Source organism: Plantibacter sp. lyk4-40-MEA-4, assembly GCF_030209415.1.
In the GTDB taxonomy this organism is placed as follows: domain Bacteria; phylum Actinomycetota; class Actinomycetes; order Actinomycetales; family Microbacteriaceae; genus Plantibacter; species Plantibacter flavus_A.
Genome location: NZ_JARVSA010000005.1, coordinates 420,836 through 433,739 on the forward strand (window position 1 = coordinate 420,836; position 12,904 = coordinate 433,739).

General features: G+C 69.9%; 11 protein-coding genes. 4 read left to right on the forward strand and 7 right to left on the reverse strand.

The window, feature by feature from the left end; all coding sequences use genetic code 11:
• The first annotated feature begins 68 nt into the window (after nucleotides 1-68).
• Nucleotides 69-1,211 carry a glutamate--cysteine ligase gene (locus QRN44_RS11905; RefSeq protein ID WP_121290204.1) on the forward strand — a complete coding sequence of 381 codons (1,143 nt, stop codon included), beginning with the start codon at nucleotides 69-71 and terminating at the stop codon, nucleotides 1,209-1,211.
• Between the two features lie 10 nt (nucleotides 1,212-1,221).
• Here QRN44_RS11905 and QRN44_RS11910 read toward each other — a convergent pair whose 3' ends face one another.
• Together QRN44_RS11910 and ffh are read right to left on the reverse strand one after the other, a co-directional pair.
• Nucleotides 1,222-1,602 (reverse strand): META domain-containing protein, encoded by a 381-nt coding sequence (locus QRN44_RS11910; RefSeq protein WP_121290202.1) that lies wholly within the window; start codon nucleotides 1,600-1,602, stop codon nucleotides 1,222-1,224.
• A gap of 16 nt (nucleotides 1,603-1,618) precedes the next feature.
• A complete protein-coding gene (ffh, locus tag QRN44_RS11915) occupies nucleotides 1,619-3,172 on the reverse strand; it encodes a signal recognition particle protein (protein WP_121290200.1) in 1,554 nt (517 codons plus the stop codon).
• A 103-nt stretch (nucleotides 3,173-3,275) separates the two neighbouring features.
• On the opposite strand from ffh, the gene lipB reads away from it, so the two are divergent.
• Nucleotides 3,276-3,950, forward strand: a complete 675-nt coding sequence (gene lipB / locus QRN44_RS11920) for a lipoyl(octanoyl) transferase LipB (protein WP_121290198.1) — start codon at nucleotides 3,276-3,278, stop codon at nucleotides 3,948-3,950.
• Complete coding sequence (lipA, locus tag QRN44_RS11925; protein ID WP_121290196.1) at nucleotides 3,947-4,963, forward strand: lipoyl synthase; 1,017 nt, start codon at nucleotides 3,947-3,949, stop codon at nucleotides 4,961-4,963. The genes lipB and lipA overlap by 4 nt, the downstream gene beginning before the upstream one ends.
• A gap of 24 nt (nucleotides 4,964-4,987) precedes the next feature.
• On the opposite strand, the gene QRN44_RS11930 is transcribed toward lipA, so the two are convergent.
• The 3 genes from QRN44_RS11930 to QRN44_RS11940 are packed head-to-tail and all read right to left on the reverse strand — an operon-like array spanning nucleotide 4,988 to nucleotide 10,092.
• On the reverse strand, nucleotides 4,988-5,488 hold the full coding sequence (locus QRN44_RS11930) for a DUF2004 domain-containing protein (protein ID WP_064296305.1): 501 nt from the start codon (nucleotides 5,486-5,488) through the stop codon (nucleotides 4,988-4,990).
• A complete protein-coding gene (ftsY, locus tag QRN44_RS11935; RefSeq protein ID WP_079002237.1) occupies nucleotides 5,488-6,366 on the reverse strand; it encodes a signal recognition particle-docking protein FtsY in 879 nt (292 codons plus the stop codon). The genes QRN44_RS11930 and ftsY overlap by 1 nt, the downstream gene beginning before the upstream one ends.
• A gap of 54 nt (nucleotides 6,367-6,420) precedes the next feature.
• Nucleotides 6,421-10,092, reverse strand: coding sequence for a chromosome segregation SMC family protein (locus tag QRN44_RS11940; RefSeq protein WP_121290386.1), 3,672 nt, complete (start codon nucleotides 10,090-10,092; stop codon nucleotides 6,421-6,423).
• Between the two features lie 149 nt (nucleotides 10,093-10,241).
• Here QRN44_RS11940 and QRN44_RS11945 point away from each other — a divergent pair, with 149 nt between their 5' ends.
• Nucleotides 10,242-11,324 (forward strand): GNAT family N-acetyltransferase, encoded by a 1,083-nt coding sequence (locus QRN44_RS11945; protein ID WP_121290194.1) that lies wholly within the window; start codon nucleotides 10,242-10,244, stop codon nucleotides 11,322-11,324.
• A 3-nt stretch (nucleotides 11,325-11,327) separates the two neighbouring features.
• Here QRN44_RS11945 and mutM read toward each other — a convergent pair whose 3' ends face one another.
• Nucleotides 11,328-12,218, reverse strand: coding sequence for a bifunctional DNA-formamidopyrimidine glycosylase/DNA-(apurinic or apyrimidinic site) lyase (gene mutM, locus QRN44_RS11950; RefSeq protein WP_121290193.1), 891 nt, complete (start codon nucleotides 12,216-12,218; stop codon nucleotides 11,328-11,330).
• On the reverse strand, nucleotides 12,202-12,879 hold the full coding sequence (gene rnc, locus QRN44_RS11955; protein ID WP_086473824.1) for a ribonuclease III: 678 nt from the start codon (nucleotides 12,877-12,879) through the stop codon (nucleotides 12,202-12,204). Before rnc ends, mutM begins: the two co-directional genes overlap by 17 nt.
• Nucleotides 12,880-12,904: the final 25 nt, after the last annotated feature.

Below are 12,904 nucleotides of genomic sequence, written 5' to 3' on the forward strand. Positions count from 1 at the left end.
CCCTCCACCCCGTGTGAAGATGGGCTGGCGTGCGGCACCCGGCCGCGCCCTGCGGGAGGTCGACGCCAATGCCCATCGAGTTCGCCAGATCCGAGCGTTCGACCGTCGGCCTCGAGTGGGAGGTCGCCCTCGTCGACCGCGACACCGGCGATCTCGTCGGCGCGGCGGACACCGTCCTGTCGGAACTCCGCCCGAGCGACGGTTCCGATCATCCGCAGATCACCAACGAGCTGCTGCTCAACACCGTCGAACTCGTCTCGGGTGTCCACCACACGGTCCCCGAGGCGATCGCGGACCTCGAGGGCCAGCTGGCCGAGGTGCGGACGATCACGGATCCGATGGGCGTCGAGCTCATCTGCAGCGGTTCGCACCCGTTCGGCCAGTGGTACGACCAGCAGGTCACCGACAAGCCCCGGTACCACAAGCTCATCGACCGCACCCAGTGGTGGGGTCGCAACATGATGATCTGGGGTGTGCACGCGCACGTCGGCGTCGAGACGGTCGACAAGGTCCTCCCGATCATGAACGGGCTGCTGACCTACCTGCCCCACCTCCAGGCGCTGTCGGCGTCCAGCCCGTACTGGGGCGGGGTCGACACCGGGTACGCGTCGAACCGCGCGCTCATGTTCCAGCAGCTCCCGACGGCGGGCCTCCCCTACCAGCTCTCCGACTGGGAGCAATTCGAGGCCTACGTCGACGACATGACGGTGACCGGCATCATCGAGGACCACACCGAGGTCCGCTGGGATGTGCGACCGTCGCCCCAGTGGGGCACGGTGGAGATGCGCGCGTGCGACGGGGCGTCGACCGTCGCGGAGTTCGGCGCCCTCGCCTCGCTCATCCACTGCCTCACCGAGCACCTGTCCGATCGCCTCGACGCCGGAGAGCGCCTGCAGACCCTGCAGCCGTGGTACGTCCGCGAGAACAAGTGGCGCGCGGCCCGCTACGGCCTGGACGCCGAGATCATCCTCGACTCCTCGGGCCACGAGCGCCTCGTGACCGACGACCTGCACGACCTGCTCGACACCCTCGCGCCGGTCGCCCGTCGGCTCGGCTGCGCCGATGAGCTGGCGAGCATCGCCACGATCATCGAGCACGGCGCGAGCTACCAGCGTCAGCTCGCCGTCGCCCACGCGAACGGCGGCAGCCTGCAGGCGGTCGTGAGCTCGCTCGCGAAGGAGCTGCGGCACGGGGTCCAGCCCTCCGCCTGACGAGGCGGCGTCACTCCGCTCGGTCGAGCGTCCCGATCCGCGTGCCGGCGTCGTCGGTCACGGTCAAACGCCCGCCGTCGTCCGAGAGCGTCGCCTGTGCGATCCCCCGCAGCCAGGTGTCGACGCCCGGGCACGCCATCAGGGTGCTCGCGACGTCGGAGACGACGACCGCGTCGTCCTTCGCACGCCAGGATCCAGAGAGGCTGTTGCAGCCGTCCGAACCACTCACTCGGCCGTCGTCGGTGAACACCAGGTGCGGATCGGCAGCGCCGGTGCCCTCACCCCAGGTACCCAGGACGCGTTCGCCCGGTGACGGCGCGGAGCACCCGGCGAGCAAGCCCACGGTCAGGACGACTGCGACGACCGAGGCCGGTGCCCTCAGCGCGCGCATACCGCCTCCGCTCGACTCAGCGACCCAGGAACTTCTGCAGCTCGGCGAGCTCCGCCTCGGTCGGGGCGGCCGATCCCGACGACGAACCGCCGCCGAGGCCGAAGCCAGCGCCCGTGGCGGCAGCCTGCGTCTCGACGGCGCCGGCGTTCTCCGCCGCGCGCTTGGCCGGGTTGCCCGAACGGGAACCCTTCTTCTTGGCCTGCGGCTTCGGTCGGTTCGTCCGCGCACCGGGGACCGGACCCATCCCGGGGATGTTCGGCACGCCACCCTTGGCGACCGTCTTCATCATCTTGGCCGCCTGCTCGAAACGGTTGACGAGGGCGTTGACCTCGGTGACGGTCATGCCGGAACCCTTGGCGATACGCAGGCGACGGGACCCGTTGAGGACCTTCGGGTTCGTGCGCTCGGCCTTGGTCATCGACTGGATGATGGCCTCGGTCCGGACGATCTCGCGCTCGTCGAAGTTCTGGAGCTGCTCCTTCATCTGCCCCATGCCGGGGAGCATGCCCATCATCTTCTTGATGGAACCCATGCCGCGCAGCTGCTGCATCTGCTTGAGGAAGTCGTCGAGCGTGAAGGAGTCGGTCGCGAACTTCTCCGCGACCTTGCGCGCCTCCTCCTCGTCGAAGTTCTGCTGCGCCTGCTCGATGAGGGTGAGGATGTCACCGAGGTCGAGGATCCGGCTCGCCATGCGGTCGGGGTGGAACGGCTCGAAGTCGTCGAGACCCTCACCGGTCGACGCGAACATGATGGGGCGTCCGGTGACCGAGGCGATGGAGAGTGCCGCACCACCGCGGGCGTCGCCGTCGAGCTTGGAGAGCACCACGCCGGTGAAGTCGACGCCGTCGAGGAAGGCCTTGGCCGTCGCGACCGCGTCCTGACCGATCATCGCGTCGATGACGAAGAGGACCTCGTCGGGATCGACCGCCTTGCGGATGTTCGACGCCTGCTTCATGAGCTCGGCGTCGACGCCGAGTCGTCCGGCGGTGTCGACGATGACGGTGTCGTAGAGCTTCTGCTCGGCGAACCGGACGCCGTCGCGGGCGACCTTGACCGGGTCGCCGACCCCGTTGCCGGGCTCGGGAGCGTAGACGGGGACGCCCGCCTGCTCGCCGACCACCTGGAGTTGGTTGACGGCGTTGGGGCGCTGGAGGTCGGACGCGACGAGGAGCGGCGTGTGGCCGTCCTTCTTGAGCCACTTGGCGAGCTTGCCGGCGAGCGTCGTCTTTCCGGCACCCTGGAGTCCGGCGAGCATGATGACGGTCGGCGGCTTCTTCGCGAACTCGAGACGCCGCTGCTGTCCGCCGAGGATCGTGACGAGCTCGTCGTTGACGATCTGGACGACCTGCTGCGCCGGGTTGAGGGCCTTGCTCACCTCGTCGCCGAGGGCGCGCTCGCGCACGCGACCCGTGAAGTCCTTGACGACGTCGAGTGCGACGTCCGCGTCGAGGAGGGCGCGACGGATCTCGCGGACGGTGCCGTCGACATCGGCCGCGGAGAGCTTGCCCTTGGTGCGGAGGTTCTTGAACGTATCCGCGAGGCGGTCAGAGAGTGTGCCGAACGTTGCCATGATCCCTCCAGTTTAGGGCAGACCGCGGCGCGACCCGGTCGATCGCCGCCACGGTCGGAAGATGAGTATTTGGACGGCGTCCAACAATGCTATCGTGGCGGCCATGACACAGCTCCTCATCGCCGGGCTCGCGCCCACGTTCGTCCCGTACCGCGAGGGTTGGGCGCTGCAGCGTCGGGTCCATGAGGCGGTCGTCAGCGGTGACGGGCCGGAGCACCTCATCCTGTGCGAACACGAGCCCGTGTACACGGCGGGCAAGCTGACCCGCCCGCACGAGCGCCCCGACGACGGCACACCGGTCGTCGAGGTCGACCGCGGCGGCCGCATCACCTGGCACGGGCCCGGACAGCTCACCGGCTACCCGATCGTCCGCCTCCCTGAGCCGGTCGACGTCGTCGCGCACGTCCGCCTGCTCGAGGAGGTCATGCTGCAGACGATCACGGAGCTCGGCGTCACCGGCCGCCGCATCGACGGACGGTCGGGTGTCTGGGTCGACCCCGTCGCCGGCGGACCGGCCGCGAAGATCGGCGCCGTCGGTGTCCGGGTGCAGGCCGGGGTCACGCTCCACGGCTTCGCGCTCAACTGCGACAACTCCCTCGAGCCTTTCGGCCACATCGTCGCGTGCGGCATCGCCGATGCCGGCGTCACCACCATCAGCACCGAGCTCGGTCGGCGGATCACGCCGAGCGACGTCGCCGAGCGCGTCTCCGAGATCTTCGAAGCAGTCCGGCCCGGCTGGACGGCCGCGTCCGCGACCACGATCGGAGCGGCCGCGTGAGCGGCTGCGGCGCACCGGCACCCGCGCCCGCGGCGGACACCGGCGGACGGAAGCTCCTCCGGCTCGAGGTCCGGAACGCGCAGACCCCCATCGAGCGGAAGCCCGACTGGATCAAGACCCGCGCGACGATGGGACCCGAGTACCGACAGCTCCAGGCGCTCGTGCAGGAGGAGGGTCTGCACACGGTCTGCCAGGAAGCCGGCTGCCCGAACATCTTCGAATGCTGGGAGGATCGCGAGGCGACCTTCCTCATCGGCGGATCGCAGTGCACGAGGCGCTGCGACTTCTGCCAGATCGACACCGGCAAGCCGGCCGAGTACGACCGCGACGAGCCACGGCGTGTGGCCGACTCGGTACAGCGGATGCGGCTGCGCTACGCGACCGTCACCGGTGTGGCACGTGACGACCTCCCCGACGAGGGGGCGTGGCTGCACGCCGAGACCGTCCGGCGCATCCACGAGACGAACCCGGGGACGGGGGTCGAGATCCTCGCGACCGACTTCTCCGGCGACCCCGACCTCCTCGGCGAGGTGTTCGCCTCCCGACCGGAGGTCTTCGCACACAACGTCGAGACGGTCCCACGCATCTTCAAGCGGATCAGGCCCGCCTTCCGCTACGAGCGCTCCCTCGACGTCCTGACCCAGGCACGTGCGGCCGGCCTCATCACGAAGTCCAACCTCATCCTCGGGATGGGCGAGGACCGGAGCGAGATCAGTCAGGCGCTCGAGGATCTGCACGAGGCCGGCACGGACATCATCACCGTCACCCAGTACCTCCGACCGACGCCTCGGCACCTCCCCGTGGACCGCTGGGTCAAGCCGCAGGAGTTCCTCGAGATCAAGGAGGAGGCCGAGGAGATCGGGTTCCTCGGCGTGCTCGCCGGACCGCTCGTCAGATCGTCCTACCGCGCCGGACGCCTCTGGGCGCAGTCGATGACGGCGAAGGGCCGCGAGGTCCCCGAGGGACTGCAGCACCTCGCAGACGCCTCACTCGGCTTCGCCCAGGCGGTCTGAGGCCGACGCCTCGGCCTGCCGGGCTCAGTCCTCGCTCGTGACCCCGGTGACCTCGCCGTCGGAGCTGTAGGCGACCATGAGCACGCCGTCGAGCTGGTCCGCGTCGAGCGAGTACTCGAAGACCGCGAACGCCTCGTCGCCGTTGTGCTGGTGCGGCGCGAACCCGACGCTCAACAGCGTCATCGACCGGATGACGTCGACGTCGCGGTCTCCGGACTCGTCGACCAGGACGTCCGGCAGGGACTCCCCCAGCTCCTCGACGGCCTGGATGATGTACTCGGTCACCTCGGAGGTGCGGTCGTCGACCTCGCTCAGCATCGCCTCACGCGAGCGAAGGTCGAAACCCTCGAGGGCGAGGATCATCGCCGCCGCCAGGTCGAGCGCATCGGCCGGGATGTCGTCCTCGTCGGGGGCGCTCAACGAGATGGAGACGGACTGCTCCCCGACGTCGATGTTGTCGGACCAGTAGACGCCACCACCAGGCTCGGTCGCGATGACACCGAAGTAGTCGTGTTCGATCGCCATCAGCTGCCCACCAGGTTCTGTGCGAAGACGTGCGGTGTGAAGCCGGTGAGGTCGCCGATACCCTCACCCTGGCCGACGAGCTTGATCGGGATGCCGGTCTTCTCCTGCACGGCGAGGACGAACCCGCCCTTCGCGGAGCCGTCGAGCTTCGTCAGGACGAGCCCGGTCACCCCGGCGTGCTCGATGAACGCCTGCGCCTGCGACAGACCGTTCTGACCGGTCGTCGCGTCGAGGACGAGGAGGACCTCGGCGATGGGCGCCTGCTTCTCGACGACGCGACGGATCTTGGACAGCTCGTCCATGAGCCCGCCCTTCGTCTGCAACCGACCGGCGGTGTCGATGATGACGATCTCGGTGCCGGTCCGCTTGGCGTACTCGATCGTCTGGAAGGCGACGGAGGCCGGGTCCTGTCCCTGCTGTTGGGGGCGGACGATCTGTGCGCCCGCGCGCTCCGCCCACGTCGCCAGCTGCTCGACGGCAGCGGCACGGAAGGTGTCCGCGGCCCCCACGACGACGGTGCGGTCGTAGTTGCGGAGGAACTTCGCGAACTTGCCGATGGTGGTCGTCTTGCCGACCCCGTTGACGCCGACGACGAGGACGACCGCCGGACGCTCGCTGAGCTTCAGCGTCGTGTCGAACTTCGACAGCCGCTCCTCGACCTCCTCGCGCAGCATGCGCTGGAGGTCGCGCGGGTCGGTAGTGCGGTAGCGGTCGACGGAGGCGTGTAGGCCTGTGACGATCGACTCGGTGACGTCGGGACCGAAGTCGGCGCCGATGAGCGCGTCCTCGAGGTCCTCCCAGGTGGTCTCGTCGATCGTCGGACGTTGGAACATGCCTTTGAGGGCACCGGAGAGTGACCAGGGTGTGCGTGCAGCCATGGTCTCAGCGTAGCCTTCGGCGAGGCGGTGCCGTCGCGTGGGGACGAGACCGGATCAGCTCGCGCGTTCTGCTGCCACGCGCTGACCGACGACGGCCGACACCCCGTCCTGGCGCATCGAGACGCCGTAGAGGGCGTCGGCGATCTCCATGGTGCGCTTCTGGTGCGTGATGACGATGAGCTGGCTCGTCTGACGGAGGTCCTCGAAGATGGTGAGGAGCCGCCCGAGGTTCGCGTCGTCGAGGGCCGCCTCCACCTCGTCCATGATGTAGAACGGGCTCGGTCGGGCTTTGAAGATGGCGATGAGGAGGGCGACCGCGGCGAGCGAGCGCTCCCCGCCCGACAGCAGCGACAGGCGCTCGATCTTCTTGCCGGCGGGCTTGACCGACACCTCGATGCCCGTGGTGAGCATGTGCTCGGGGTCGGTGAGCGAGATGCTGCCCGTGCCGCCCGGGAACAGGATCGGGAACACCTCGGTGAAGGCGGCTTCGGTGTCGGCGAACGCCGATGCGAAGATGACCTCCATCTTCCCGTCGATGTCCTCGATGATCGACAGCAGGTCGGCGCGGGTGCTGGTGAGGTCGGCGAGCTGTTCGGTGAGGAAGCGGTGGCGCTGTTCGAGTGCCGCGAACTCCTCGAGCGCGAGCGGGTTGACCCGTCCGAGTTGGGCGTAGGTGCGCTCCGCTGCTGCGAGACGCTTCTGCTGCTCGGCGCGGACGTAGGGCGTCGTCGGCACGTCGTCCGACTCCTCGGCGGGTTCCTCCTCCGGCTCGGCTTCCGGCGTCGCGGTTCCGTCGGCACGTGCCTCGGGCGCCTCGTCCGAGTCGGGCATCGTCGTCTCGGGCGAGACCTCCGGACCGGTCTCGTCGGCCGTTCGCACAGCCGAGCGGGCGGTCGCGCGGGGTGTCGGAGGGTCGACGGGCACCGGAACCTCGGGCCCGTACTCGGCGACGAGCACGTCCTCGACGAGTCCCAGCTCCGACCCGGCGCGCTCGAGCAGACCGGACAGGTGGAGCTTCTTCTCGTAGATCTGGAGTTCGAGACCGTGGACGCTCTCGGTGACGACCTGCAGCCGCTGCCGGAGCGTGTGCTCCTCGCCGCGCAGTCGCACGAGCTCGGCGTTCCGGCTGGCCCGCGTCGCCTCGGCTGCCGCGAGCGCGACGCGGGCCTCGGTGACCGACCGGTCGACCGAGTCGAGGACGGGCGGGAGCGCCTCCGTCACAGCGGTGGCGGCCGCGGCCTGGCGCGCACGGATGACCGCACGCCGAGCCGCTTCCTCAGCCGCGGCCTGGTCGGCCTGCCGCTGCCGCTCGAGGTTCGCGACCGCGAGCTCCTCCGCCCGCACGCGTTCGCGCGCGGTCTCGAGGAGGAGGCGGTGCTGCACTTCGGCCTCGCGCGCCGCGTCCAGTTCGGCGGAGAGCCCGTCGCGTGCCGACACGTCGAGGAGTGGTCGTGGACGCGCGCGAGCGGTGTCGTGGTCCAGCTTGGCCCGCTCCACGGCGGCAGCGGCGTCGGCGACGGCCGCCTCCGCCGTCCCGGCAGCGGCGAGCAGGCGGTCGTGTTCGGCCTGTGCGGATTCGTACCGGACCGTGACCCGGTTCACGCGCTCGGCCTGTGACGCACGGTTGGCGTCGAACTCGCGGAGGGCGCTGAGCGCTGCCTGCGCGGTCTGCTTCGCCTCCTGCAGGATCGTGCGCTGCTCGGCCAGGGCGAAGCGCGCCCGTTCGATGAGCGACTCGACCTCGCCGTGTCGATCGGCTGCCGCATCGCGTTCGGCCAGCAGTTCGATGCGGCTCTGCGCTCCGCCGCTCCCCCCGCGGACGATGCTGTCCGTGACGACCGCGCCGTCACGGGTCACGAGGGTGAACGCGCTGAGTGACGAGCCGAGTCGGTCGTACGCCGCGATCGCGTCGTCGAGCGAGTCGACGACGAGGACCGAGGCGAGGATCCCCAGCACGCCAGGAGGGGCCTCCACCAGCTCGGCAGCCGAGGTGAACCCGGCGGGCGCGTCCGGGACGTCCCGCACACCGTCGGCGATGACGATCTCGACCCGGCCGAGATCCTGGTCGGCCGCGTGATCGAGCGCCCGCCAGGCAGCGTGCCGGTCGACGGCGACGGCGGCCTCCGCGAGCGTGCCGAGCGCTGCGGCCACAGCCGACTCGTGGCCGGGTCGGACCTGCACCCGGTCCGCGACGATCCCCTCGATCCCGTCGATCCCGCTCGCAGCGAGTTCGGCCGAACCGGTCTTGAGGTCGAGGGCGCGCGAGAGTGCACTGGTCTTGGCGCCGAGCGAATCGCGTTCACGTTCGAGGGTGTGGAGCTGCTCGCGCAGGCCCTCGATCTCCCCTTCGGCCTCCGCCGCGCCGCGTTGGGCCGCCTCGTAGGCGTCGTCGAGTCCGGAGTCGGCGGCGTCTGCCAGGGTCGGGTCCTCCTCGAGCGCCTCGTACTCCAGCCGCGCAGCGTCCAGACGGAGGGCGGCGGCGTCGATCGCGTTCTGCTGGCGCAACGCCTCCCCACGGACCGCGGCGAGTTTGGACCCGGCGGCGTCGACGGCGCCCGCGAGCTTGGAGAGCTCCAGGTCGTGTCGTGACACGAGCGCGCTCTGCGCCGCGATCTCGACGTCCACCGCGTCGAGTGCGGCGCGCTTCGCGCGGGTGTCCGCCTGCGCCTCCTGCAACGCGCGCTCCGCGTCGGCGACCGCCACCCGAAGTCCGTCGATCTCCGCGGTCGCGTCGGCGACCATCTGCTTCGTGATCCGGGGTTCGGCGGCCGTCGTGTCCGTCGATGATCCGAGGAGCGCGAGCCGCTGGTTGGCGAGCGTGTACAGGTTCCGGAGGCGCTCCTGCACGCTCTCGAGCTCGAACGTGATCCGGCGGGCGTCGTCGACCGCGTCGCCGAGTTGTGCCTGCTCGATCCGGTTGATCCGCAGTTCCGCCTGTTCCAGCTGCTCCTGCAGGACGAGGCGCTCGCTGTGGCGCTCACTCTCCGAGCGGTTGTGCTCGTCGAGGGAGCGCCGGAGGCCCACGACGTCGTCTGCGAGGATCCGGGCGCGGGCATCGCGGACGACCGCGGCGATCGTCTGCGCCTCCCGCGCGATCTCCGCCTGACGACCGAGCGGCTTCAGCTGCCGGCGGATCTCTCCGGCGAGGTCGCTCAACCGTGTGAGGTTGGTCTGCATCGCCTCGAGCTTCCGGAGCGTCTTCTCCTTGCGTCGGCGGTGCTTCAGGATGCCGGCCGCCTCCTCGATGAAGCCGCGGCGCTCCTCGGGCGTCGCCCGCAGCACCGCGTCGAGCTGCCCCTGTCCGACGATGACGTGCATCTCGCGGCCCAGACCGGAGTCGCTGAGGAGCTCCTGGACGTCCAGCAACCGACACGTGTCGCCGTTGATGGCGTACTCGCTCCCGCCGTTGCGGAACAGGGTGCGACTGATCGTCACCTCGGTGTACTCGATGGGCAGTGCGCCGTCGCTGTTGTCGATGGTGAGCGTGACCTCGGCTCGACCGAGCGGTCCCCTGGTCGACGTTCCCGCGAAGATGACGTCCTCCATCTTGCCGCCGCGAAGGGTCTTCGCCCCCTGCTCGCCCATCACCCAGGCGAGCGCGTCGACGACGTTCGACTTGCCGGAGCCGTTGGGACCCACGACGCAGGTGACGCCCTGCTCGAACGCGAAGGTGGTGGGGTGCGCGAAGGACTTGAACCCTTTGAGCGTCAGGCTCTTCAGGTACACGCGCACCTCCTCTCCCGCGTCGCGGATGCTGTGCACTACGGTAGCGAATCCGCGGACGGACGAGGGACACCACGCTGTGCCGGCCCGCCGCGGCGGTCGTAGCATGGACCGCATCACCCAGGACGGTCTGGTGTGGGAGGGAGGCGACGATGCGCGTCACGATCGACGAGGTCGAGATCCCGGCGACCGGGAGCTCAGCGGTGTTCGACGCGGTCCAGGACGTCGCGAACACGCTCGAAGCCGAGATCTGGTCCACCGACGACTTCGCCTTGACCTCCGCGATGGCCCTTCCCGAGTACCGCGACCAGCGGTTCCAGCGACGCGTCCTGCTCGCCGCCGTCCTCGACGGGCGTGTGGTCGGTCGCGGCTGGCTCGGATACGGCACCGAGGCCGACGCGGTGACGGCCTCCCTGAACGTCGGCGTTCTCGCAGAGGAGCGGCGTCGAGGGATCGGCACGGCGCTCCTGCAGGAGTTGGAGCGACGGGCCCTCGCGGCCGGCCGCCCGACGGTGACCGCCTTCACCCAGCACGCCGTCGACGACATCCCGACCGACGAACCACTCCTCGGTGCGAGCGTCGGCGAACGGGCGATCCCCGCGAACGCCGCGGCCAGCCGGTTCATGCTCGATCGTGGATACGCCCTCGCGCAGGTCGAGCGGACCAACCGCTGCGACCTCGCCTCGATGCTCGGGGAGCTGCCTGACATCGTCGAGACGTCGACCGCCCGTGCCGGACACGCGTACCGCCTCGTGCAGTGGGTGGATCACACCCCCGACGAGCTGCTCGGCTCGCTCGCGACGGCCCGCGAACACATGGCGACCGACATCCCGGCCGCCGATCTGGAACTCGACCCCGAGGTCTGGACGCCCGAGCGGGTCCGCGCGCGCGAGGACCAGCTGGCGGCGTCCGGCGACCACGCGATCGTCGTCGCCGCCGTCCACCGCGACAGCGGCGCGGTCGCCGGGTACAGCGAGCTCGTCCTCGGCGAGGGCAAGGAACACGCGGAGCAGTGGGACACGCTCGTGCTCGCCGACCACCGGGGACACGGCCTCGGACTCTGGATGAAGGCGGCGAACCTCATCGCACTCGCCGATCAGGCACCCGAGCGGTCCCGGATCTACACCTGGAACGCCGACGAGAACGCGCACATGCTCGCGATCAACGACCGACTCGGGTTCCGCATCGTCGGCTACTCCGGAGAATGGCAGCGCCGACTCCCCCGTAGCGACTGATCGTCAGGTGCGGCGCTGGCAGACCGGACAGCGGTGCGAGCCGCGGTTCATGAACTGCTCGCGGACGATGAACGTGCCGCAGCGCGCACACGGCTTACCCTGCCGACCGTAGGCGTTCAGACTGTGCGCGAAGTACCCCGCCTGACCGTTGACGTTCACATACTGGGCGTCGAAGCTCGTCCCGCCCTCCGCCAGGGCCTTCGCGAGCACGGCACGCACCTCATCGAGCAGCCGGCCGGCGCGACCGAGCCCGAGACGGGCGGTCTCCTGCTCGGGGTGGATGCGCGCCGCCCAGAGCGACTCGTCCGCGTAGATGTTGCCGATCCCGCTGACCAGGGTCTGATCGAGGAGCGCCCGCTTCACACCGGTGCGTTTCTCGCGCAGTCGTCGGAGGAAGACGGCGTCGTCGAAGGCCGGGTCCATCGGGTCGCGGGCGATGTGCGCGACCTGGTCGGGCACCATCGCGACCTCGTCGCCGAACCCACCTGCGGCTCCGTCCGTCGTCGGGACGAGCGCGGTCACCGCCATGGACCCGAAGATCCGCTGGTCGACGAAGTGCAGCCAGAGCTCGCCGTGCTCGGGATGCTCCAACTGCAAGCGGATGCGCAGGAGTCGGTCGGCGTCGTCGCCGGGCGACCGGAGCAGCATCTGCCCGCTCATACCCAGGTGACCGACGATCGCCTCATCGTCGTCGAGGGGGAACCAGAGGAACTTCCCGCGTCGGACGGCCGATCGGATGGTCCGCCCCGTCAGCCGTGCGGTGAAGTCGGCGACACCACTCGCGTGGCGGCGCAGGGAGCGTTCGTCGAAGACCTCGACGCCGGCGATGGTCGCGCCGCTGACGGCGGGCTCCAAGCCGGCGCGGACGACCTCGACCTCAGGGAGTTCCGGCACTGATCCTCGACCAGGCTTCCAGGGCCGCCGCCATCTCGGCGTGCTTCTTGCTCGTACCGGAGCCCGTCGCCGTGACCGCGGTTCCCACGGTCACCGTCGCGACGAACCGTCGGTTGTGGTCGGGGCCGGAGCTGGCGATCTCGTAGACGGGCGCCGGCGCCCCGATGGCCGCAGCGGCCTCCTGGAGGCTCGTCTTCGGGTCCATCGCCGCGCCGAAGCGCTCGGGGTTCTCGAGCAGGGGGTTCACCAGTCGCAGGACGAGTGCCGTCGCCGCGTCGGGGCCGGCCGACAGGTACGTCGCACCGATGACGGCCTCCATCGTGTCGGCCAGGATGGACGCCTTGTCGCGCCCACCGGTCTGGTCCTCACCCTTGCCGAGCTTGATCCGCTCGCCCAGCCCGATCGAACGTGCGACCTCGGCGAGCGCGATCGTCGAGACGAGGCTCGCACGTCGCTTCGCCAGCTGGCCTTCGTCGAGGTGCGGGAAGTCGCGGTAGAGCATGACGGTGACGGCCTGCCCGAGGATCGAGTCGCCGAGGAACTCGAGGCGCTCGTTGTGCGGGAGTCCACCGTGCTCGTACGCGTACGAGCGGTGCGTCAGCGCCAGGTCGAGCAGCTCGTAGGAGACGTCGACACCCAGTTGCCGTGCGAAAACGACCACACCGGGATCGGTCTCCGATTCGGAG

Excerpts from the sequence above, each read along its gene's own strand:
- lipB (WP_121290198.1), top strand. The coding sequence starts at position 3,276 with ATGACACAGCTCCTCATCGCCGGGCTCGCGCCCACGTTCGTCCCGTAC.
- QRN44_RS11930 (WP_064296305.1), bottom strand. The coding sequence starts at position 5,488 with ATGGCGATCGAACACGACTACTTCGGTGTCATCGCGACCGAGCCTGGT.
- ftsY (WP_079002237.1), bottom strand. The coding sequence starts at position 6,366 with ATGGCTGCACGCACACCCTGGTCACTCTCCGGTGCCCTCAAAGGCATG.
- QRN44_RS11905 (WP_121290204.1), top strand. The coding sequence starts at position 69 with ATGCCCATCGAGTTCGCCAGATCCGAGCGTTCGACCGTCGGCCTCGAG.
- ffh (WP_121290200.1), bottom strand. The coding sequence starts at position 3,172 with ATGGCAACGTTCGGCACACTCTCTGACCGCCTCGCGGATACGTTCAAG.
- QRN44_RS11910 (WP_121290202.1), bottom strand. The coding sequence starts at position 1,602 with ATGCGCGCGCTGAGGGCACCGGCCTCGGTCGTCGCAGTCGTCCTGACC.
- QRN44_RS11945 (WP_121290194.1), top strand. The coding sequence starts at position 10,242 with ATGCGCGTCACGATCGACGAGGTCGAGATCCCGGCGACCGGGAGCTCA.